At 61.6% G+C, this 22370-nt stretch carries 20 protein-coding genes; 6 read left to right on the top strand and 14 right to left on the bottom strand.

Going from position 1 to position 22370, the window contains the following annotated elements; translation table 11 throughout:
- The first annotated feature begins 195 nt into the window (after positions 1-195).
- Positions 196-1542 (top strand): sigma-54-dependent response regulator transcription factor AlgB, encoded by a 1347-nt coding sequence (gene algB / locus ACVW0Y_RS13055; protein ID WP_457438760.1) that lies wholly within the window; start codon positions 196-198, stop codon positions 1540-1542.
- Complete coding sequence (locus tag ACVW0Y_RS13050) at positions 1539-3323, top strand: KinB sensor domain-containing domain (RefSeq protein WP_457438759.1); 1785 nt, start codon at positions 1539-1541, stop codon at positions 3321-3323. Before algB ends, ACVW0Y_RS13050 begins: the two co-directional genes overlap by 4 nt.
- A 330-nt stretch (positions 3324-3653) precedes the next feature.
- Here the strand turns inward: ACVW0Y_RS13050 and ACVW0Y_RS13045 are convergent, their stop codons facing one another.
- The 6 genes from ACVW0Y_RS13045 to ACVW0Y_RS13020 form a co-directional block, all read right to left on the bottom strand.
- On the bottom strand, positions 3654-3839 hold the full coding sequence (locus ACVW0Y_RS13045; protein WP_457438758.1) for a PA3371 family protein: 186 nt from the start codon (positions 3837-3839) through the stop codon (positions 3654-3656).
- A gap of 107 nt (positions 3840-3946) precedes the next feature.
- On the bottom strand, positions 3947-4261 hold the full coding sequence (locus ACVW0Y_RS13040) for a hypothetical protein (protein ID WP_457438757.1): 315 nt from the start codon (positions 4259-4261) through the stop codon (positions 3947-3949).
- A gap of 208 nt (positions 4262-4469) precedes the next feature.
- Complete coding sequence (locus tag ACVW0Y_RS13035; protein ID WP_457438756.1) at positions 4470-5675, bottom strand: hybrid sensor histidine kinase/response regulator; 1206 nt, start codon at positions 5673-5675, stop codon at positions 4470-4472.
- The gene (locus ACVW0Y_RS13030) at positions 5669-6283 is read right to left on the bottom strand and encodes a chemotaxis protein CheB (RefSeq protein WP_457438755.1); all 615 of its coding nucleotides are present in this window, start codon (positions 6281-6283) and stop codon (positions 5669-5671) included. The genes ACVW0Y_RS13035 and ACVW0Y_RS13030 overlap by 7 nt, the downstream gene beginning before the upstream one ends.
- Positions 6280-7101 carry a CheR family methyltransferase gene (locus ACVW0Y_RS13025; protein WP_108099048.1) on the bottom strand — a complete coding sequence of 274 codons (822 nt, stop codon included), beginning with the start codon at positions 7099-7101 and terminating at the stop codon, positions 6280-6282. The genes ACVW0Y_RS13030 and ACVW0Y_RS13025 overlap by 4 nt, the downstream gene beginning before the upstream one ends.
- Positions 7101-10601: a response regulator gene (locus ACVW0Y_RS13020; protein ID WP_457438754.1), complete on the bottom strand. Its 3501-nt coding sequence runs from the start codon at positions 10599-10601 to the stop codon at positions 7101-7103. The genes ACVW0Y_RS13025 and ACVW0Y_RS13020 overlap by 1 nt, the downstream gene beginning before the upstream one ends.
- Before the next feature lie 244 nt (positions 10602-10845).
- Between ACVW0Y_RS13020 and ACVW0Y_RS13015 the strand changes: the two genes are divergently transcribed.
- Positions 10846-11232: a response regulator gene (locus ACVW0Y_RS13015; RefSeq protein WP_457438753.1), complete on the top strand. Its 387-nt coding sequence runs from the start codon at positions 10846-10848 to the stop codon at positions 11230-11232.
- Between the two features lie 90 nt (positions 11233-11322).
- On the opposite strand, the gene ACVW0Y_RS13010 is transcribed toward ACVW0Y_RS13015, so the two are convergent.
- On the bottom strand, positions 11323-12108 hold the full coding sequence (locus tag ACVW0Y_RS13010) for an N-acetylmuramoyl-L-alanine amidase (protein ID WP_457438752.1): 786 nt from the start codon (positions 12106-12108) through the stop codon (positions 11323-11325).
- Positions 12109-12358: 250 nt separating this feature from the next.
- Between ACVW0Y_RS13010 and ACVW0Y_RS13005 the strand changes: the two genes are divergently transcribed.
- Positions 12359-13783, top strand: coding sequence for a DASH family cryptochrome (locus tag ACVW0Y_RS13005; RefSeq protein ID WP_457438751.1), 1425 nt, complete (start codon positions 12359-12361; stop codon positions 13781-13783).
- Between the two features lie 142 nt (positions 13784-13925).
- On the opposite strand, the gene ACVW0Y_RS13000 is transcribed toward ACVW0Y_RS13005, so the two are convergent.
- The 3 genes from ACVW0Y_RS13000 to ACVW0Y_RS12990 are packed head-to-tail and all read right to left on the bottom strand — an operon-like array spanning position 13926 to position 16318.
- Positions 13926-14720 (bottom strand): thymidylate synthase, encoded by a 795-nt coding sequence (locus ACVW0Y_RS13000; protein ID WP_457438750.1) that lies wholly within the window; start codon positions 14718-14720, stop codon positions 13926-13928.
- On the bottom strand, positions 14717-15526 hold the full coding sequence (gene lgt / locus ACVW0Y_RS12995; protein ID WP_457438749.1) for a prolipoprotein diacylglyceryl transferase: 810 nt from the start codon (positions 15524-15526) through the stop codon (positions 14717-14719). Before lgt ends, ACVW0Y_RS13000 begins: the two co-directional genes overlap by 4 nt.
- Positions 15527-15535: 9 nt before the next feature.
- Positions 15536-16318 (bottom strand): sulfite exporter TauE/SafE family protein, encoded by a 783-nt coding sequence (locus ACVW0Y_RS12990; protein WP_457438748.1) that lies wholly within the window; start codon positions 16316-16318, stop codon positions 15536-15538.
- A 195-nt stretch (positions 16319-16513) separates the two neighbouring features.
- Between ACVW0Y_RS12990 and ACVW0Y_RS12985 the strand changes: the two genes are divergently transcribed.
- Complete coding sequence (locus ACVW0Y_RS12985; RefSeq protein ID WP_457438747.1) at positions 16514-17260, top strand: NRDE family protein; 747 nt, start codon at positions 16514-16516, stop codon at positions 17258-17260.
- A gap of 94 nt (positions 17261-17354) precedes the next feature.
- Here ACVW0Y_RS12985 and ACVW0Y_RS12980 read toward each other — a convergent pair whose 3' ends face one another.
- From ACVW0Y_RS12980 to ACVW0Y_RS12970, 3 genes are read right to left on the bottom strand one after another with little or no spacing between them, the layout of a single operon-like run.
- Positions 17355-18194 carry a DUF6929 family protein gene (locus ACVW0Y_RS12980; RefSeq protein WP_457438746.1) on the bottom strand — a complete coding sequence of 280 codons (840 nt, stop codon included), beginning with the start codon at positions 18192-18194 and terminating at the stop codon, positions 17355-17357.
- 3 nt (positions 18195-18197) lie between these two features.
- Positions 18198-20477, bottom strand: a complete 2280-nt coding sequence (gene ptsP, locus ACVW0Y_RS12975; RefSeq protein WP_457438745.1) for a phosphoenolpyruvate--protein phosphotransferase — start codon at positions 20475-20477, stop codon at positions 18198-18200.
- Positions 20478-20519: 42 nt separating this feature from the next.
- Entirely contained in the window at positions 20520-20999 is a 480-nt protein-coding gene (locus tag ACVW0Y_RS12970; protein ID WP_108099135.1) for an RNA pyrophosphohydrolase, read from the bottom strand.
- A 152-nt stretch (positions 21000-21151) separates the two neighbouring features.
- On the opposite strand from ACVW0Y_RS12970, the gene ACVW0Y_RS12965 reads away from it, so the two are divergent.
- On the top strand, positions 21152-21808 hold the full coding sequence (locus ACVW0Y_RS12965) for a histidinol-phosphatase (protein ID WP_457438744.1): 657 nt from the start codon (positions 21152-21154) through the stop codon (positions 21806-21808).
- 94 nt (positions 21809-21902) lie between these two features.
- On the opposite strand, the gene ACVW0Y_RS12960 is transcribed toward ACVW0Y_RS12965, so the two are convergent.
- The gene (locus tag ACVW0Y_RS12960; RefSeq protein WP_457438743.1) at positions 21903-22343 is read right to left on the bottom strand and encodes a DUF2269 family protein; all 441 of its coding nucleotides are present in this window, start codon (positions 22341-22343) and stop codon (positions 21903-21905) included.
- Positions 22344-22370 lie beyond the last annotated feature (27 nt).

Raw genomic sequence — 22370 nt, 5'->3', positions numbered from 1 at the left:
TGGGAGGAGATATCGCAAGGCCTATGCCAGCTTTTTGAATGAGTTTTTATCGTTTAAAAACAATTAGTTAACCTATATGCACGGGCACCATGGCCATGCAGCTTGCAGGATGGGTACAAATCCACCGTGCAAGTTGCACGAACTTGCCTGTACTTTCCGTGACTAACGCTCACTGCAACCGATCTGAGAACGAACATGGAAGCCTCCAGCCCGAAAAGTGGCCGTATTTTGTTGGTCGATGATGAGTCGGCAATTTTGCGCACCTTCCGCTACTGCCTGGAGGACGAGGGCTACACCGTAGCCACCGCCACCAGCGCCATGCAGGCCGATACCCTGTTGCAACGCCAGGTGTTCGACCTGTGTCTGCTGGACCTGCGTCTGGGTGAGGACAATGGTCTGGAAGTACTGGCGCAGATGCGCCTGCAGGCACCGTGGATGCGGGTGATCATTGTCACCGCCCACTCGGCCATCGATACCGCCGTGGATGCCATGCAGGCTGGTGCCAGTGATTACCTGGTGAAGCCCTGCAGCCCCGACCAGCTGCGTATCGCTGCCGCCAAGCAACTGGAAATCCGCTCTCTGTCCGCGCGCATCGAGCAGCTGGAAGGTCAGGCGCGCAAGCCTGGCGATGACCTCGACTCCCACAGCCCGGCAATGATGGCCGTACTGGAAACCGCGCGGCAGGTGGCTGGCACCGACGCCAACATTCTGATCCTCGGTGAATCCGGTACCGGCAAGGGCGAACTGGCCCGCGCCATCCATGGCTGGAGCCAGCGTTCGAAGAAAGGCTCGGTGACCATCAACTGCCCGTCATTGACTGCCGAGCTGATGGAAAGTGAGCTGTTCGGCCATAGCCGCGGCGCATTCACCGGTGCCAGCGAAAGCACCCTGGGCCGGGTCAGTCAGGCCGATGGCGGCACCCTGTTTCTCGACGAGATCGGCGACTTTCCCCTGAGCCTGCAACCCAAGTTGCTGCGCTTTATTCAGGACAAGGAATACGAGCGGGTTGGCGACCCGGTAACCCGTCGCGCCGATGTGCGCATCGTGGCGGCGACCAACCTCGATCTGGATGCCATGGTCCGCGAGGGCAAGTTCCGTGAAGACCTGCTGTACCGCCTCAACGTCATCACCCTCAAGCTGCCGCCGCTACGCGAGCGCTCGGACGATGTGCTGATGCTGGCCGAGCGTTTCCTCGCTCGTTTCGTTAAAGACTACGCGCGCCCCGGGCGCGGCTTCAGCGACGAGGCGCGCAGCGCGCTGCTGGATTACCAGTGGCCCGGCAATATCCGTGAGCTGCGCAACGTGATCGAACGCGCCAGTATCATCTGCCCGCAGGAAGTGGTGGATGTCAGCCACCTCGGCCTGGTGGCACCGACCAGCAACAACGCGCCGCGGGTGGGTGCCGACCTGAGCCTGGAAGACCTGGAAAAGGCCCATATCGCCGCCGTGCTGGCCACCAGTGACACCCTTGATCAGGCCGCGAAAACCCTGGGCATCGATGCCTCGACCCTGTACCGCAAACGCAAACAGTACAACCTATGAAGCCAGCCATGACCCTGCGAACGCGGTTCTTCCTGAGCTTCTCGGCACTGATCACCGTGGCGCTGCTGGGCTTGCTGCTGGGGGTGGTCAGCGTGCTGCGCATGGCGCAGACCCAGGAGGGGCTGATTCAGAACAGCTTCGCCACCATCGACCTCAGCCAGCGCCTGCGCACCAGCTTCGGTGACCAGCTGACCATCATGCTCCGGGAAAAACCCGACATGACTGCGCTGCGCGCCTCGCAAACGCAGTTCCGCAACCTGCTGGAAGAAAGCCTGGACCTGGACAACCCCCACGACCGTGAAGGCTTCGAGCGCATCGAAAAGGTCTACAGCGAGTTTCTCACCATCCTCGACAAGGCCGACCCGGCCAGCGGTGGGGTGAATAACGACAACACCGTCAGCCAGGCCTTCAACCTGGTGCGCAAGCAGATGCTGGAAGTGCAGCAAGTGGCGATCAATAACGTCAGCATGGCTGAGTCCCAGGCTCGCGACCGCGCCAAGCTGATCGCCTTGCTGCTCAGCTTGCTGGGCGCGGCTGTGCTGTTGATCGGCGTACTGACCGCGCACAGCATCGCGCGCCGTTTCGGCGCGCCGATCGAGGCGCTGGCGAGTGCCGCCGACAAGATCGGCCAGGGCAATTTCGACGTCATCCTACCGGTGTCCTCGGTCAGCGAAATGGCCCTGCTCAGCAGCCGATTCGGGCTGATGGCCGAGGCCCTGCGCCAGCTCAAGGAAACCAATATCGAAGCCCTGATGGCCAGCCAGAAACGCCTGCAGGCAGTGCTCGACAGCATCGACGATGGCTTGGTGATCATCGACGTGCAGGGCCATATCGAACACGCCAACCCGGTAGCTATCCGCCAACTGTTCTGGGAACACGACCTGCAGGGCAAAAGCTTCGGCGCGGTGATCAACCGCCCCGAACTGGACGATGCCGTACACCTGGTGCTCAGCGGCAAGCAGCTGGAACAGATCCCCGAAGACCTGCTGATCGAAACCGCCGGCGAAAAACGCCTGCTGGCCTGGGCCCTGACCCCGGTGCACCACACCGACGGCCGTACGGTGGGCGCGGTGATGGTGCTGCGCGATGTCACCGAACAACGCGCCTTCGAACGGATCCGCATGGAATTCGTCCTGCGCGCCTCCCACGAATTGCGCACCCCGGTCACCGGCATGCACATGGCCTTCAGCCTGCTGCAGGAGCGACTCAAATTCACCGCCGAATCACGCGAAGCCGACCTGATGCGCACCGTCGACGAAGAGATGGCGCGCCTGGTGCAGCTGATCACTGACCTGCTGAATTTCTCCCGCTACCAGAACGGCTTGCAGAAACTCGAACGCGCGCCCTGCGACCTGCACGACCTGATCGCCCAGACCCAACAACGCTTCGCCGCCAAAGCCAGCGAACGCGAAATCAACATCGTCGTCGAAGTGCTCGAACCCCTGACGCAAGTGAACATCGACCGCCAACAGATCGAACGGGTACTCGACAACCTGCTGGGCAACGCCCTGCGCCACAGCATCAGCGGCAGTGAAATCCAGGTCCAGGCGCGCCGCCACGGCGAGCGCCTGATTATCAGCGTGCAAGACTACGGCGAAGGCATCGACTTCAGCCAACAGGCGCGGATCTTCGAACCCTTCGTCCAGATCGGCAAACGCAAAGGCGGTGCCGGGTTAGGCCTGGCCCTGTGCAAAGAAATCGTGCAACTGCACGGCGGACGGATCAGCGTGTATTCCCGGCCCGGCAAAGGCTCGCAGTTCTATATGGCGCTACCGATCTGAGGCAAACCCGAAGAGCATCGAGGCTGAACCGCAGCGCCGGCCGCCCTTCCCACAACAGATCGCGCACCCGTCCTCTATCTCCGCACCTGGGTCCCGGCCTGCGCTGGGATGACGGAGGTTTTGCACAGTCCACCGTCGTCCCAGCGCAGGCTGGGACCCAGAATCGTGCAGAAGTACGCCGTTCGCTGCCGCAGCGCAGCGCAACGCAACGAGCGCCGAGGTCAGGGCAAGCCGTTTTTGGTTACTTTTTTAGGGGGGGGGCCGGCAAACCGGCGACTGCTTAAACGTGACTCGCGCACGCGGTAAATCAACAGAACCGTGAAAACCTAATCAGCGCAGAACCGGATCAAACTTGATCCGCCGCCCAAACACCAACGCCACCAAAAACATTCCCATCAGCAAGCCCGTCGCCAGCTTCAACATCCCAATCACCACCAAATTGCTCAGCGGCGCATACAACACCACCCCACAGCAAACAAACGCCAGCACCAGCAAAACCACCGCGGCTTTAGACATGGCATCCATCCTCAGGCTCAACCACACAAAAACTACCCCAGCCTATGTGACAGCCAGGCACACGGGTACCCAGACGTTCGTCGGCAAGCCAGGGGGAAAAAGAGAAATCAGAAAACCCAGCGCTGATTTTCCGCCTTCGGCACATGGGCACTTTCCACGTCATCGCTGACGTTCTGCCATTGCGCCCCGCGCAGCACATCACCGGCTGGAGTGGCCTGATTACTGGCCATCTGCGGCTCAGGCTGCATAAACGGGCTTTCGGCCCACTGCGGCTCGGTGAGCGGCTTGTTCAGCATTTCGGAGTGGCTGGCCTGGGTCGCGGCCTGAACCGCCTCGGCAGCCGACACGGAGGTCGTAGCGGCAGCATAGGCACCAGCGACAACCACAGCAGCGGCACTCAGCAGGTTCAGAACATTTTTCATGGCGGCGACTCCATCGCAGATCAGATTCTTGTCTCTGAAATTGCAGGCGTCGTGCCAAGTAAAATATGATTTTTATTCTTTATAAATCAATGAGTTACAAAACAAACTCAAGCGGCGCGGTTGCACATTGCACGACCGGGCATTTTGCAGGATTGCATTTTGCACGACCGCTTATCGCCACTGGTTAGCGCCTTAGGCGCAACGGCATTCAACTGGCGTCGACGTTGCGCGCTTCCAGCGGCAGATAGACGCGAAACAGCGAGCCCTGGCCAGGGTGGCTTTCCACTTCGATGGTGCCCTGGTGCGAGGCGACGATCTGCTCGGTGATATACAGCCCCAGCCCCAGCCCCTGGGTGACCTCGTTGGACGACACCCGCTCGAATTGCTGAAAGATCCGCGCCAGGTCCGGCACGGAAATGCCGATGCCGTGGTCCTGCACTTCGATGCAGGCACCTTCCGGGGTGGCCAGCACGCGCAGGTCGATGGGCTGCTTGGCACCGTAGCGCAGCGCGTTGGTCAGCAGATTGACCACCACCTGCTCGATGCGGAATTCATCCCACAGGCCGGTCACCGGCTCGGCAGCGCTCAGGGAGACGTCACAACCGGCCGCCGCAATCTGCGCGCTGTAGTTTTCCAGCACACGCGCAACCAGCGCCGACAGGTCGAAACGGGTCGGGCGGATCGACAGCTTGCCGGTACGGATGCGCGACACATCCAGCATGTCTTCGATCAGGCGCACCAGGCTGTTGATCTGCCGCTCGTCACGCTCGGTCATGGCCTTGAGCTTGTCCGGGGTGAACGCGGCGTTATCGCCTTTGTTCAGGCGCAGCTTGCGCAACTGGGTTTCCAGCACCAGGCCATTGAGCGGGGTGCGCAGCTCGTGGGAGACGATGGACATAAAGTCATCGCGCATGCGCACCGCGTGTTGCAGTTCGTCCTGGGCAGCGCGCAATTCGCTGAGCAGAATTTCCTGTTCCTTGCGGCTTTTCTCCAGGGCCATCACTTGCTCGTTGATGGCCTGACGTTGACGGAACAGTTCAACGAATACCGTGACCTTGCTCTGCACCGCCTGGATATCCAGGGGCTTTTGCAGAAAGTCGACGGCACCGCTTTCGTAGCCGGTAAAGGCGTAGTTCATTTCGCGGCCGGCGGCGCTGACGAAGACGATGGGGATGTGTTTGGTCTTTTCCGTGCCGCGCATCAACTCGGCCAGTTCGAAGCCATTCATGTCCGGCATCTGCACATCGAGAATGGCCAGGGCAAATTCATGCTGCAACAGCAGCCCCAGGGCCTCTTCGCCGGAGGTGGCCTGGAATACCTGGCGACGCTCACCACGGATCAAGGCGTCGAGGGCCAGCAGGTTCTCCGGCAGGTCGTCGACGATCAGCAGTTTGGCTTCGATGGTGTTCAGCATGGGCTTTTATTCAACTCCGCGAGCAGCGCGTGGATGCCAGGTATCGGCAGCACGAAATCGGCTGGATGCAAGGCCAGCGCGGCTTGGGGCATGGTGGGTACCTGGGCGTCCTGTGGATCCTGGACTACGGTCAGACCGCCACAGCGTTTTATCGTTGCCATTCCTTGCGCGCCGTCCTCGTTGGCGCCCGTGAGCAAGATGCCCATCAGTCCTTCGCCGTACACATCGGCGGCGGTTTCAAACAGTACGTCAATCGACGGCCGGGAAAAGTGCAGCGGCTCTTCCCGGCTCAGGGAAAAACTGCGGTCGTTTTCAATCAGCAGGTGGTAGCCGGCGGCGGCGAAATACAGAGTGCCGCCTTGCAGGCTTTCCTTGTCGTCGGCCTCTTTCACCCGGATGCCCAGACGTTGCTGGAAGACTTCAGCCAATTGGCTGCGGCGGTCATCGGGCATGTGCAGCACGGCGATGACGGGCAACCGGTAGTCGGCACCCAGGCCGGCAAAAATCTGCAGCAGGGCCTGCACCCCGCCGGCGGAGGCACCCACCACCACCGCTTCCAGCGCGGGGGCGCGGGTTTGCAGCAGAGTGTCGAGGGCGCCGATGTTCATGCTTTGCGAAAGATCCGTTCGTGTTTCACCAGAGGTTCGAAGCGCTTGGCGTAGCTGGAAAAGTCTAGGCTCTCCTTGCTACCCAGGCCGAGGAACCCGCGGTGGCAGAGCGATTCGTGGAACAGCCCGAAGGCGCGGTCCTGCAAGGTCTTATTGAAGTAGATGAGCACATTGCGGCAGGACACCAACTGGGTTTCGGAGAACACGCTGTCGGTGGCCAGGCTGTGGTCGGCGAAGGTCACATTGTCACGCAGCGACTTGTCGAACAGCGCGCCTTCGTAGGCGGCGGTGTAGTAGTCGGAAAACGCGCGCTGGCCGCCGGCCTTCTGGTAGTTCTCGGTGTAGGTGCGGATGTTTTCCAGGGAAAAAATCCCGCGCTCGGCCTTTTCCAGCGAGCGCGGGTTGATGTCCGTGGCGTAGATGATCGAGCGCTCCAGCAAGCCTTCTTCCTTGAGCAGAATCGCCAGGGAATAGACTTCCTCGCCCGTACTGCAACCGGCCACCCAGACTTTCACCGAGGGGTAGGTTTTCAGCAGCGGCACCACTTGCTGGCGCAGCGCCAGGTAGTAGCTGGGGTCGCGGAACATCTCGCTGACCGGGATCGTCAGGTACTGCAGCAACTGCATAAACGCACTCGGCTCGTGCAGGATGCGCTCCTGCAAGGCCGTGATGGTGGCGCAGTTGAACTGCTGCAAAGCGTGGCGCACGCGGCGTTTGAACGACGCACCACTGTAATCACGGAAGTCGTAGTTGTACTTGAGGTAGATGGCCTCGATCAGCAGGCGCAGCTCGATCTCGATATTGCGGTCGGGCGACATCAGATACGTTCCAGTTTTGGCAGCCAGACGCGAATCAGCGAGAACAGCCGATCCAGGTCGATGGGTTTGGCCAGATAATCGTTGGCGCCGGCTTGCAGGCAGCGGTCTTGGTCATCCTTCATGGCCTTGGCGGTGACGGCGATCACCGGCAGCTTGCGCCAGCGCGGGTTCTTGCGAATTTCCGCAGTGGCTTCGTAGCCGTCCATTTCCGGCATCATCACGTCCATCAGCACCATGTCGATGTCTTCGACCTCTTCCAGCTTGGTCAGCGCTTCACGACCGTTGCGCGCCACTTCCACCACCGCGCCTTTGTGCTCCAGCGCGCTGGTGAGGGCGAAGATGTTGCGCACGTCGTCATCGACCACCAGGATGCGCCGACCTTCGAACACCTTGTCGCGGTTACGCGCGGCTTGCAGCATGTGCTGGCGCTCGCTGGACAGCTTCGCTTCGACCTTGTGCAGGAACAGCGTCACTTCATCCAGCAGCCGTTCCGGCGAGCGCGCGCCTTTGATGATGATCGAGCGCGAATATTTCATCAGCTCGATTTCTTCCTCACGGGTGAGGTTGCGCCCGGTGTAGACGATCACCGGCGGGAAGGAGCAGATGTCCTCTTCGGACATGCGCTTGAGCAGCTCATTGCCGCGCATATCCGGCAGCTTGAGGTCGATGATCATGCAGTCGAACACGGTGGTGCGCAGCAGCTCCAGCGCTTCGCCACCGAACTCGACGGCGGTGATCTCGATGTCGTCGTCGCCGATCAGACGGGCGATGCTGTCGCGCTGCAGGGCATCGTCTTCAACCAGCAGCACCTTTTTCACCTGCTGAACCAGCTTGGCTTCGAGCTTGGCAAACACGCCCTTGAGGTGCTCGCGGGTGGTGGGCTTCACCGCATAACCGATGGCACCCAATTGCAGCGCGGCTTCCATGCGGTCTTCCACGGAGATCACGTGCACCGGAATATGCCGGGTAACGGGGTTTTCCTTCAGCCGTTGCAGCGCCGCCAGGCCGGAGATATCCGGCAGGCGCATGTCGAGCAAGATGGCATCAGGCAGGTACTCGGCCGCCAGTTCCAGGCCGTGGTCGGCCCCGTGCGCCACCAGGCAGTCGTACTTCAGCTCGTGGGCCAGGTCGTACAGAATCTGCGCAAACTTGGGTTCGTCCTCGATCACCAGAATACGTCGGCGGCCGGGTTGCAGCTGCTGACGGTCATCGTCGAAACGGGCCACCGTGACCGGCGCGGCAAGCGAGGCGGCAGGCGCGGGGACCAATGGCAGCGGCGGAACCGGCAGCGGCTGCAGCGGCTGTAACTCGGCGACCGCACCCAGCACCCGACCCTCTTCGTAGGTCTGCGGCAGCATCAGGGTAAAGGTGCTGCCCTGTCCCGGCGCGCTGACGACGCTGATTGAACCGCCCAGCAAGGTGGCCAGGTCGCGGGAAATCGACAGACCCAGGCCGGTGCCGCCGTAGCGGCGGTTGGTGGTGCCGTCGGCCTGGCGGAACGCCTCGAAAATGTAGCCTTGCTGGTCTTCACGGATACCGATGCCCGAGTCCTGCACGGCAAACGCCACGCGGCCGTCGTCCAGACGCGACACGGTGAGCGTGACCTGGCCCTGCTCGGTGAACTTGATGGCGTTGGACAGCAGGTTTTTCAGGATCTGCTCCACGCGCTGCTGGTCGGTGAACAGGGTGCCCGGCACGCCGTTCTGCATCTCGATAGAGAAGGCCAGCTGCTTGTCGGCGGCGATCGGCGTGAACACGGTGCGCAACGTCTCGACCAGGCGCGTAACCGGAATGTTCTGCGGACGCATGTCGAGCTTGCCGGCCTCGACCTTGGAGATGTCGAGGATGTCGTTGATCAACAGCAGCAGGTCGTTGCCAGCGGAGTAGATGGAGTCGGCAAACTTCACTTGCTCGGCGGTCAGGTTGCCGGCCGGGTTGTCGCCCAACAGCTTGGCCAGAATCAGCGAGCTGTTCAGCGGCGTGCGCAGCTCGTGGCTCATATTGGCGAGGAATTCGGACTTGTACAGGCTGGCGCGCTGCAGTTCCTGAGCGCGTTCTTCCAGCTCGCGCTGGGCAATGCTCAGGGCGTTGTTCTTGTCGTCGAGGGCGTCGCGCTGGTCTTCCAGACGCTGGGCCTGGTCGGCCAGTTGTTCGTTGGTCTGCTCAAGCTCGGCCTGCTGGCTTTCCAGGTGGGCTTGGGACTCCTTGAGTACCCGCGATTGCTCTTCCAGTTCTTCGTTGGCGGTGCGCAGCTCTTCCTGCTGTACCTGCAACTCTTCGTTGAGCTGCTGGGTTTCGGCCAGCACGTCCTGCAGACGCTGGCGATAGTGCGCGGCATCGATGGAGGTGCCGATATTGCTGGCGATCAGCTCGAGGAACTCGATGTCCAGATCAGTGATGGGGCGCAGAAATGCCAGCTCCAGCACACCGTTGATAGCGTTGTCGTTGCTGATCGGCATCACCACGATATTCAGCTGCGAAGTGCTGCCCAGGCCCGAGGCGACGCTTAAATAAGCATGGGGCAGGTTGTCCAGACGAATCAGCCGACGCTCTTGCACGGCCTGGCCAACCATCGAATCGTTGCCGCTGAAACGTTGCTCGGCGGCCTCCTGTTCGGCGCTGAAACCAAAGGAGGCGACACGCTCCAGCACACCGATCGAGTCGCGCACATAGAAAGCACCGACGGTAGTGCCCAGGTAACTGGCCAATTGGCTGAGTACGCTCTGGCCCAGCTGTGCCAGGCTCTTCTGCCCCAGCACCTGCTCGGCCAGCAGACTCTGGCCATTGCGCAGCCAGGACTTTTCTTCGATAACGGCGGCGCTACGCTGTTGCTCTTCGAGGGATTTGGCATAGCTGTTGGACAGACCAAGCAATTCGCGACGTCCGACATAGGCCAGAATGCCGCTGACAATCAGGCTGAACAGCAGGTACAAAGCGATGGTCAACACCACCGTGCTGTTGGCTTCGTTGTTGCGTTGGAAGCGCAGCTGTTGTTCGGTGGCGATCACTTCGTCGAAACCTTTACGGATTTCGTCAGTCAGTTCTTTGCCACGACCGCTGGAAACGATCATTTGGTAGTTTTCGCCGGAGCGGCGGCTGTCGATCAACGAGTCGGCGAATTTCGCCCACTGTTGCTGCAAGGCTTCCATACGCCGCAGGCGATCCACCTGGCCTGGGTTGTCCTTGACCAGCTCACTGAGCGATTGCAGCTCGGACAAGATCCGCGGGCGGGCGACGTCGAAAGGGGCGAGGAATTTTTCATCACCGGTAATCAGGAAACCGCGCATGCCGGTTTCCTGGTCTACGGTGAGCCGGTAGGCCTCGTTGGTGTTGCCGATGACCCGGTCGGTGTGTTCCACCCACTGCAGGACGTTGAGCAGGTAGTACACCAGGCCGATAAAGAAGATGGCACTGATGATCCCCACGCCCAACGGCAAGGCGACGTTGCGGCTGAGGATGCGACGGAAGCTGTTCTCGTCGATGGCGGCGGAGTTGCTCATCTGCTTTCCTTGGGTAAAAAGTCAGGATTTTGCGGTAAAGGCCCGGCAATATGCATGCTTATTGCGGCAAACGCGAAAAGAATAAATTGGCCAGAGATAGCCGCTGTGCCAAGCCGCAGGTACGCTTCCGGGCACCGTCAGGCCCAGGAACAAACGTGAGGCCAGAGAGTTGGTCCACAGCTTCGCCGAGCAGTTGCAACTTTATTTTCTACTCTCTTATTTGTACCCAGCCCGAGACAGCTTGATGCCCGACAGTGTTAGTAAAAACGCCAACAAAACCATCCTGCTGGTCGAGGACGACGAAGTCGTGCGCATGCTCACCGTGGAAGTGCTGGAAGAACTGGAATACCAGGTACTGCAGGCCGAAAACGGTGCCGATGCCTTGCTTATCATTAATAGCGAACAACCGCTGGACCTGTTGATGACCGATATCGGCCTGCCCGGCATAAGTGGCCAGCAATTGATGGCCGCCGCCCACCTGATTCGCCCGACCCTGCCCGTACTGTTTGCCAGTGGCTATGCCGCGCAGGACTACCAGACCGGCACCAGCGCCGGCGTCAAGATCGCCACCATTACCAAGCCGTTCAGCCTCGACCTGCTGCGCACGACCGTCGCCGCTATGCTCGTTTAATCGTCGATTATGGGCCGAAGCGTCTGTTTTCGGCTTTCCACGCGCAGCCCTTCCGGGCTCCCTGTTGGGCTTCGCTACGCTCAGCCCAACCTACTGCGGTTTATTCATCCGATTGAGCACCACCAGCAGCGCCGCCGTCTGCGCATCCGGCGTGCCGTCGAAGCGGTGTGGGCGGTAGTGCATCTGAAAGGCCGCGATAACGTGGCGGGTGGCAACATCCAGCTCGCCATTCTGCGGCGTGGCGTAGCCCAGGCTGACCAGTTGTTGCTGGTACCAGCTGATCGGCGGCAGGTTCTGCTCGAAAGCCGCCTGCGCCTCGCTCACCGCCTTGGCCTCGGGCCACAGACCAAAACCGGCCTGCGCCAGACGCTGCCAAGGGAATAACGGACCGGGGTCGAGCTTGCGCAGCGGTGCGATATCGCTATGGCCGATCACATGGCGCGGCTCGATGTGGTTGCGGGCGGTGATGTCCTTGAGCAGCGCGATCAGCGCCTGGATCTGCCCCTCGCTGAAGGGGTACCACACCCGCCCTTCAGGGGTTTCGTCATAGCCGGCGTTGACCAGCTCGATGCCGATGGAACTGGAATTCAGCCAGGTACGCCCTTCCCACTCGCTCTCGCCGGCATGCCAGGCGCGTTTGTTCTCGTCCACCAACTGGTAGACCGTGGCCGGCCCGGCATCGATCAGGTAATGACTGCTGACCTCGCCCTGGGTCAGCAACTGCAGGGAACGCTCGAGACTGGTGGAGGTGTAATGCAGGATCACGTATTGCACCCGCTCATCCTGATTTTGCGAAGGATGGCTGGTGTCGATGCGCAGGCCGCCGGTGCAGCCCACGAGGGTGGTGAGGAGAATGACTAACAGCAGGTTCTTCATCGGAAATCGCGAGTGGGCTCGGGTTGAAATGGGGGTGGCTAGTTGTCACTTCAGCGGCGCCCTAGGTATAACGGGCCGTAGTTTAGTGCTTTAACACCGGTACTGCAGGGCAGATATGCCTGGTGCCAGTTTCCCGGCGAAAAAAGCGCCAGACAAGCGGCGTCATGGATAAAAGACGCCCGCCTATATTTAGCTGCATGCCCTGTGGGGCGCACTTCTCTGCCGCCAAGCACTGACAAGGAAATCATGCATGCGCCGCTCCCTTTTGTGGTTCAAACAGGACCTCCGTCTGGATGACCACCCCGCTCTGCGCGCCGCCGCCAGCGCTGAACGGATGCTGGCGGTTTATGTCCTCGATCCCAACCTGTTGCAGCAAGGCCCCCTCGGTTCACGGCAGCTGGGCATCCACCGCGCGCGCTTTCTTCTAGAAAGTCTGTTGGCCCTGGATGGCGCGCTGCGCGCTCGGGGCTCCAACCTGCTGGTGGTGCAGGGCCAGGCGGAACATATTCTGCCGCTGCTCGTCGAGCGCCTGGAGATCAGCGAAGTCGTTACCCATGAAGAGATCGCGCCACAGGCAGTGGAGGAAATTGCTCGCCTGCGTGCCAAGCTCGGCGAGGTGCCGCTACGCGAAATTGCCGGTCATGGCCTGCTGCAAGCCAACGAGCTGCCCTGCACCATCGAGCACCTGCCGACGGTGTACCGCGATTTCTGCAGCGTGCTGGAAGAACGCCTGGTGGTGTTCCAACCGCTGGCCGCGCCGGAGCGCCTGCCGGCCATTCCGGAAGCGGCGGTGGAGCTGTTGATGCCTCCGCCAACCCTGTCGCACTTGGGCCTGGGCGAACCCATTTATGTCGCTGATAGCGCCTTTCCGTTTTCCGGCGGCGAAGTGGCTGCCCAGGCGCGTCTGCGGGACTATCTGTGGAGCAGCCAGGGGGTTCGCCAATATTCCAGTGCGCGCGACAGCCTGATCGGCAGCGAATTTTCCTCGAAACTCTCGCCCTGGCTGGCCAATGGCTGCCTGTCGGTGCGCCGGGTGGTGGCCGAGTTGCGTCGCCATGAAGCGCAATACGGGCGCAATGCCTCCACTCAGGAGCTCTGGCGTGCGGTGCTGTGGCGCGAGTTTTTCCGCTGGACCCTGGTCCGTCGCGGCGCAGCGCTGTTCCAGGCCGGCGGCCTGAAAGCCACGCAGCAGGCACCTACCGCCGTTGATGAACGTTTTCTGCAATGGACCCAGGGCCGAACCGGCATGCCTCTGGTGGACGCCTGCATGCGGGAGCTGGCGGCTACCGGCTTTATCAGCAAACGCGGGCGGCAGGTGGTGGCCAGTTACCTGGTCAACGAACTGCGCCAGGACTGGCGCCACGGTGCCGCCTGGTTCGAAGAGCATCTGCTGGATTACGAAGCGGCGAGCAACTGGGGCAACTGGGCCTACCTCACCGGTATCGCCTGCGACCCGGTCCGCAGCCAAACCCTCAACCCGCTGCTGCAAGCCCGCCGCTTCGACCCGCAGGCGACTTACGTCAGCCTATGGCTCAGCGAGCTGCGCGCCCTGCCGGTAAACATGCGCCATACCCCTTTCGTGCTGTCGCACCTGCAACTGAACGCGCTGAACTACCCGCGGCTGGAGCATGTGCCGGAGAGTTGGCAGCCCCACCTGCCAGGCGCAGCAGCGTAGGTTGGGCTGAGCCAACGGCAAAGCCCAACAGGGAGCCTGCAGGGCTCCGCGTGATACCTGAAAAGTACTCAGCGATCGACAAGCCCCGGGCTTTGCCCGGCCTGTTGGGCTTCGCTCAGCCCAACCTACGCCGCGATGCTTTTTAGACCGCCACAGGCGCCGAGATATGCGGGTGCGCCTGGTAGTTCTGCAACTCGAAGTCTTCAAACGTGAAGGCGAACAGGTCTTTCACTTCCGGGTTCAGCTTCATGGTCGGCAGCGGCAGCGGTTCGCGGGTCAGCTGCAGGTCGGCCTGTTCCAGGTGGTTGGCGTACAGGTGACAGTCGCCGCCAGTCCAGATGAACTCACCCGGCTGCAGGTTGCACACCTGGGCCACCATCAAGGTCAGCAGCGCGTAGCTGGCGATGTTGAATGGCACGCCGAGGAAGATGTCCGCCGAGCGCTGGTACAGCTGGCAGCTGAGCTTGCCGTCAGCGACGTAGAACTGGAACAGCGCGTGGCACGGCGGCAGGGCCATTTGATCGACCAGCGCCGGGTTCCAGGCCGAGACCATCAGGCGGCGCGAATCCGGGTTCTTTTTGATCATCTCGATCAACTTGCTGATCTGGTCCACCGACTCGCCATTCGGTGCCGGCCAGTTGCGCCACTGGTAGCCATATACCGGGCCGAGGTCGCCGTTTTCGTCGGCCCATTCGTCCCAGATACGCACGCCGTGGTCTTTCAGGTACTTGATGTTGGTGTCGCCCTGCAGAAACCACAGCAACTCGTGGACGATGGATTTCAGGTGGCACTTCTTGGTGGTCACCAGGGGGAAACCGTCGGCCAGGTTGAAGCGCATCTGGTGCGCAAACAGGCTGTAGGTGCCGGTGCCGGTGCGGTCGGCCTTGAAGGTGCCGGTCTCGCGCACCAGGCGCATCATGTCGAGGTATTGCTTCATTGCACGACTCCTTTGGCGTCAGCCGGCGCACGGCGGTAGGCCCAGATGACCAGGCCGATGCCGGCGATGATCATCGGCACGCACAGCACCTGGCCCATGGTCAGCCAGCCCCAGGCAAGGTAGCCGAGCTGGGCATCCGGCACGCGGACGAATTCGACGATAAAACGGAAGATGCCGTAGAACAGCGCGAACATCCCGGACACCGCCATGGTCGGCCGCGGCTTGCGCGAATACAGCCAGAGAATCAGAAACAGCGCCACGCCTTCCAGGGCGAATTGATACAGCTGCGACGGGTGGCGCGGCAGGTGCGCGGGGTCGGTGGGGAAGATCATTGCCCATGGCACGTCGGTGGCCTTGCCCCACAGTTCGGCATTGATAAAGTTGCCGATGCGCCCGGCACCCAGGCCAATCGGCACCAGCGGGGCGATATAGTCCATCAGCTCGAAGAAGCTCTTGCCGTTGCGCCGACCGAACCAGAGCATGGCCAGCATTACCCCGATAAAGCCGCCATGAAAGGACATGCCGCCCTTCCACACTTCGAAAATCAGCAGCGGGTTGGCCACGTAAGCGGAGAGATCGTAGAACAGCACATAGCCCAGACGGCCACCGACGATCACGCCCATGGAGGCCCAGAACACCAGGTCGGAGAGTTTCTCCTGGCTCCAGGTGGCGTCGAAGCGGGCCAGCCGGCGCGAGGCCAGCCACCAGGCACCGCCGATGCCGACCAGGTACATCAGGCCGTACCAGTGGATCTTCAGCGGGCCGATGGCCAGGGCCACCGGATCGATATTCGGGTAAGCCAGCATGTGGACTCCTTAAATCAAGAAACTCGTACCCACGCCAACCAGCAGCAGGGCAAACAGACGCTTGAGCAACACCGGTGACAGGCGATGGGCCAGGCGCACACCAAACTTGGCAAAAAACATACTGGTCAGGGCAATGCCCAGCAACGCCGGCAGGTAGACAAACCCCAGGCTCCAGGTCGGCAGACGTGGATCATGCCAGCCCAGCAGAATAAAACTCAGAGTGCTGGCCACGGCAATCGGAAAACCGCAGGCCGAGGACGTCGCCACCGCCTGCTGCATAGGCACACTGCGCCAGCTGAGGAACGGCACGGTCATCGAACCGCCGCCGACCCCGAACAACGCCGAGGCCCAGCCGATCACGGCACCGGCAGCGCCCAGACCGAGCTTGCCTGGGACACCACGGCTGGCTTTGGGTTTCAGGGCGAAGGCCATCTGAATGGCCACGGCGATGGCGAACACACCAATGATTTTCTGCAGGTATTCGCCATGGATCGACTTGGCCGTCAGCGCCCCGAGGCCGGAGCCGACAACGATGCCCAACGCCATCCAGGTAACTATCGGCCAGTTCACCGCGCCCTTGCGGTGATGCTCACGCACGGCGTTGATCGAGGTGAAGATGATGGTCGCCAGCGAGGTGCCCACCGCCATCTGGGTGAGGATCGCCGGGTCGAAGCCTTGCGCGGTGAAACTGAACACCAGCACGGGCACGATGATGATGCCGCCACCCACACCGAACAGCCCGGCCAGCACGCCAGCCCCGGCACCGAGTAGCAAATAGAGCAGGAATTCCATCAGCACCCCCGAAAACAATGCGGCATGGTAACGGAAGCGTCCGACCCTCTCCAGACACTTGCCTACAGATGGCGATGGATGCCGTCTGACGCCTTGGGTAAAGTGAGCTGGCTCCCGGTACGGGAGTACCTGTACGCAGTCGACCACTGCGCCAGATCAGGCTCTGCCTGAGAGCCGTCGCATAAGGAAAGGGAAATGTGTCTGATCGTTTTCGCCTGGCGCCCCGACCACGCTCAACCGCTGGTGTTGGCCGCCAACCGTGATGAATTCTACGACCGGCCCGCACGGCCATTGGGGCCTTGGGAAGATGCTCCACAGGTGCTGGCGGGACGCGATCTGGAGGCTGGCGGCAGTTGGCTGGGCCTTGGTGCCGGCAGTCGCTTTGCTGCACTGACCAATATCCGCGATCCGCGCCAGCCGCCGTTCGGTCGCTCCCGGGGCGAATTGGTCGCCGAGTTTCTGCGCAGCGAGCTGTCAGCCGCTGCCTATCTGGATGATCTGCTACCCCGCGCGGGCAACTACGCCGGTTTCAATCTGCTGCTGGGCGATACCGAGGGCCTGTGGTTTTTCAATTCCCGCGAAGGCCAGGCGCGGCTGCTGGAGCCGGGCGTCTACGGCTTGTCCAACGCCAGCCTGGACACCCCGTGGCCAAAGCTGGAAAAAGCCAAGCAGGCCCTCAGCGAAGTGCTCCGCGAACCCACCCCGGAGGCGCTGTTGGCCATTCTCGGCGACCCGCAGCGGCCGCCCGATGCCAGCCTGCCGGACACCGGCATCGGCCTGGCCAGTGAGCAACTGCTGTCCAGCGTATTTATCGCCAGCCGCACCTATGGCACCCGCGCCTGCAGCGCGCTGATTACCCAGGCCGATGGTCGACGGTTATTGGTGGAGCGCAGCTTCGGGCCCTATGGCGGGCATTTGGGTGAGGTAAGGCTGGAAGATTGAAGTGCAAGGGCATCGCGGCTGAAGCCGCTCCTACGGGTTGATCGGAGCGCTCCGCTTTAGCCGCGATGCTGTTGATGTGGTCTGGGCGCCCAGCTCAGACCCTATCCAGGGCAAACAACGGCGCGGGCTGCTCGGGATCATCGGCGTCAGCGACCATCAGCAGTCGCCCATCGGCCTGAAACGCCAAGCCTTCGATTTTCACTGTCGGCACCAGTGGCCTTAGCCACTCCACGGCAAAGTCCTTGGTAAAACGTCCCAGCACACTGCCCATGCATTGGCCGTCCAGGTAGCTGGAGTCGGTCGCTTCTGCCGCCGCGCTGAAGTACAGCTGGCCAGCCGGGCTGATGCATAGGTCGGTCAGGCTCAGGGGTACGCCGTGCAAATCACTCAGGGTTACCGGCAGGCTGTGTTGCAAGGCTGCTGAAGTAAGCCGCCCCTCGGCGATATCGGTTAGCGCCTGCACGCGGTCGAGAAACACCAGGGCGTTTTCCCCGCCGGCACCGTTGCCGCGCTGGGCCAAAATCAGCTGCTCGCCGTGAATAACGGCACCTTCGATATTCAGCTCCTGGAACTGCTGCGCCAGCACTTCGTACAGCGGTGCCAGGTCGATGACCTGCACCTCATCGCCCCGCACCAGGCAGCCACGCTGGCGCTGCGCTTTGGAGCCAGAGCCGAGCGCCAGCAAGGCACCGTCGGGCAAAGCCAGCAGTGCTTCGAAGTCGGGTTTACGCTTTTTGCGTTTTTTCTCGTCCGCCGGCAAGGTGCCGGGCAGTAACGTCAGCTCGCGGAGCCAATTACCGCCAAGGTCGTAGTGCTGCAAGACCAGGGCGTCATCGGCGACCACCCAGAGGCCTTGTCCTTGCCGGACCAGGCCGCTGGCGGCGGATACACGCAAATGGGCCAATAGGGTCAGCCGCAGCGCGCCGACGCTCATGGCTCAGGACTGAATAGTGGCGGCAGGATTGAGCACGCGACTCAACCCCAGATTACGCAGGGCCAGGTGCAGGGTGCTGTGGATAACCTGTGGATTATCGATGGTCATGATCTGCGCCAGCAGCTCTTTGGCCTTGCTCAGGCTGATCTGGCGCAGCAGCCATTTCACTTTCGGCAGGTTGGTGGCGTTCATCGACAGGCCGTCAAAGCCCATGGCCATCAGCAGCACTGCCGACGAGGGGTCGCCCGCCATTTCCCCGCAGATGCTCACCGGCTTGCCTTCGGCATGCGCGCCCTCGACCACCAGCTTCAAGGCCTGCAATACCGCGGGGTGAAGGAAGTCGTAGAGGTCGGCGACCCGTGGGTTGTTGCGGTCCACGGCCAGCAGGTATTGGGTCAGGTCGTTGGAGCCGACCGAAAGGAAATCCACCTGGCGCGCCAGTTCACGCACCTGGTACACCGCCGCCGGCACCTCGATCATCACCCCGACCGGAGGCAGCGGTACGTCGGTGCCTTCGTCGCGCACCTCGCCCCAGGCCCTGTGGATAAGATGCAGGGCTTCTTCCAGTTCGTGGGTGCCGGAAATCATCGGCAGCAGAATGCGCAGGTTGTCCAAACCTTCGCTGGCCTTGAGCATGGCGCGGGTCTGGACCAGGAAGATTTCCGGGTGGTCGAGGGTAACGCGAATACCGCGCCAGCCGAGGAACGGGTTGTCTTCCTTGATCGGGAAGTAGGACAGCGCCTTGTCGCCACCGATATCCAGGCTGCGCATGGTCACCGGCAGCGGATGGAAGGCGGCCAGTTGCTCGCGGTAGATGGCCAGCTGTTCTTTTTCGCTGGGGAAGCGCTCTTTCATGATGAACGGCACTTCGGTGCGGTACAGGCCGACACCCTCGGCACCACGTTCCTGAGCACGCACCACATCGGCCAGCAGGCCGGTGTTCACCCACAGCGGCATACGGTGACCGTCGAGGGTTTCACACGGCAGCTCGCGCAGGGCAGCCAGGCCCTGGGTAAGCTGGCGCTCTTCTTCCACCACCTCGACGTATTGCTTGCGCAGCACGTCGCTGGGGTTGGTGAACACCTCACCGTGGTAGCCGTCGACAATCAGCTGAATGCCATCAATCTTCGAATACGGCAGGTCGACCGCACCCATCACCGTGGGAATACCCATGGCGCGGGCGAAGATCGCCACATGGGAGTTACCCGAGCCCAGTACCGACACCAGCCCCACCAGCTTGCCTTCCGGCACTTCGCCGAGCATGGCCGGGGTCAGCTCTTCACTGACCAGAATGGTGTTGTCGGGGTAAACCAGGTTCTGCTGGCGGGCCTGCTGCAGGTAGCTGAGCAGGCGGCGGCCGAGGTCTTTGACATCGGAGGCGCGCTCGCGCAGGTAGGCGTCGTCCATCAGGCCGAAGCGGTTGACGTGCTCGCCCACTACCTGGCGCAACGCACCCTGGGCCCACTGGCCGGTCTTGATCACGGTGGTGACTTCACCGCCCAGGGCGGCATCGTCGAGCATCATCAGGTAGACGTCGAACAGCGCCCGCTCTTCCGGACGCAGCTGGGTGGCCAGCTTGGCGGATAGCGCACGCATATCGGCGCGCACACGCTCCAGGGCCTGGTTGAACAGCAGCAGTTCGGCGGCGATATCGGTAACGGTCTTGTCCGGCACCACTTCCAGATCGGCCGGCGGCAACACCACCACCGCAGTACCGACGGCGGCACCCGGCGAGCCGGCCACACCGGTGAATTTGGCTTCCTGAATGCCCTTGCCCTGCCGGCCGAGGCCACGGATCGAGCCGGTGGCCTCAGCGTGGGCGATAACCCCGGCGAGCTGCGCGCTCATGGTTACCAGGAAGGCTTCTTCGCCCTCGTCGAACTGGCGACGCTCCTTTTGCTGGATAACCAGAACCCCCATCACCCGCCGGTGGTGGATGATCGGTGCGCCCAGGAAGGAGGCATAACGTTCTTCACCGGTTTCGGCAAAGTAGCGATAACGCGGGTGGTCTGCGGCGTTTTCCAGGTTCAGGGGTTCTTCGCGGGTACCGACCAGACCCACCAGACCTTCGCTGGGGGACATGCTGACTTTGCCGATGGAGCGCTTGTTCAAGCCCTCGGTGGCCATCAGCACAAAACGGTTGGTTTCCGGGTCGAGCAGGTAGACCGAGCACACCTGGCTGCCCATGGCGTCTTTTACCCGCTGCACAATAATCGTCAACGCCGACTTGAGGTCTTTGGCGCTGTTTACTTCCTGGACGATCTTGCGCAGCGTGTTGAGCATGGCTCTAAGTAGACTCCTAGGTCAGTCTTGGGTCGTGCGGTGTCAGTCTCGCGCTAACAGCCGCGGGGCCAGTTCCTTCAAGGCGCGGCGGTAGACCTCGCGCTTGAATGTCACGACTTGCCCCAGCGGGTACCAGTAACTCACCCACTTCCAGCCATCAAATTCAGGCTTGTTGGTCAGGTCCATGCGCACGCGCTCTTCGGCGGACTTCAAGCGCAGCAGAAACCACTTCTGTTTCTGCCCGATGCACAGCGGTTGGCTGTGGGTACGCACCAGACGCTGCGGCAGACGATACCGCAACCAGCCACGGGTACAGGCAAGAATCTGCACATCTTCTTGCTCAAGCCCGACTTCTTCATTCAATTCGCGGTACAGCGCTTCTTCCGGCGACTCGTGATCGTTAATGCCACCCTGGGGAAACTGCCAGGCGTCCTGATTAATACGACGTGCCCACAGCACTTGCCCGGCATCATTGGTCAGAATGATGCCGACATTAGGGCGGAAACCATCAGAATCGATCACGGTACAACCTCGCAAACGCATGTTTCGGCATTCTTTCACAAAGGTTGTGAGGGCAGCAAACCGGCCTTCGTAAGAATGGGCAATGCCGTGTAAAGCCCGTATTCTGTGGGGCCTTTTTATTTCCGTCTTGAATCTGTAAAGCGAGATTACGTATGCGTCTGGCCTTGTTCGACCTCGATAACACCCTTCTGGCGGGCGACAGCGATCATGCCTGGGGCGATTACCTGTGCGAGCGCGGCATCCTCGATGGCGTGGCGTACAAAAACCGTAACGATGCCTTCTATCAGGACTACCTGGCCGGCAAGCTGAACATCACCGACTACCTGAATTTCAGCCTGGAAATCCTCGGCCGTACCGAAATGGCCCAGTTGGACCAGTGGCACCGCGAGTTCATGCGCGATTGCGTCGAACCCATCATCACCCGCAAGGCCGTGGCCCTGCTGGACCAGCACCGCACCGCTGGCGACAAGCTGCTGATCATTACCGCCACCAACCGTTTCGTCACCGGGCCGATTGCCGCGCGCCTGGGCGTGGACACCCTGCTGGCCACTGAGTGCGAGATGGCCGACGGCCGCTACACCGGGCGTACCACCGATGTGCCGTGCTTCAAGGAAGGGAAAGTAACGCGCCTGAATCGCTGGCTGGAAGAAACCGGCATGAGCCTGGAGGACAGCTACTTCTATAGCGATTCGATGAATGATTTGCCGCTGTTGGAAAAGGTGACGAACCCGTTTGCCGTTGATCCGGACCCGACGCTGCGCGCCGAGGCTGAGCGTCGCGGTTGGCCGGTGATCAGTCTGCGCGACTGACCTGCCCCATTCCGTAGGAGCGGCTTCAGCCGCGATGCGCTTGATCTTAAAAAGCATCGCGGCTGAAGCCGCTCCTACAGGGTCAAGTGTTGGATCAAGCCGGCTTGGCGCCCATCAAGCCAAGAATGGCCACCAGCAGCACCAAAATCAGCACGCCGTAAACCAGAGCAAAGCGCTGCAACCGCTGTGGCGCTGCGACCGGCCCCAGCGCTTCCCAGGCCGCCAAACGGCCAGCCAGCAGCAGCCCGACAATAAACAGCACAATAAACAGCCCGGTACTGAGCAGCAGCCACAACTGGCTCAGCGGCCAGCCAGCAATGTGCACCAGATAAAAGCCGCTGACCGGCAGCGTCGCCGCCAGCACGGCGAAGGCCGGCAGGCTCATCAGCCGGGTGCGCCGCACTTTGCGTTGCAACACCGTCAGGTCGCCGCGTTTCTGCGCTTTCCACAACATGAGGATATGGGCAATCACCCCCAGCGGCAGCAGCACGGCCACGGCGCTGTGGATGATCTTGAACAGCAGGTAGTGTTCCATTCTCGCGTCCCTGTCAGGCGGTGTGCG

Source organism: Pseudomonas sp. TE3786 (genome assembly GCF_054057335.1).
The sequence above is the reverse complement of the archived record's forward strand: the minus strand, read 5'-3'. Positions and strand labels throughout refer to the sequence as shown.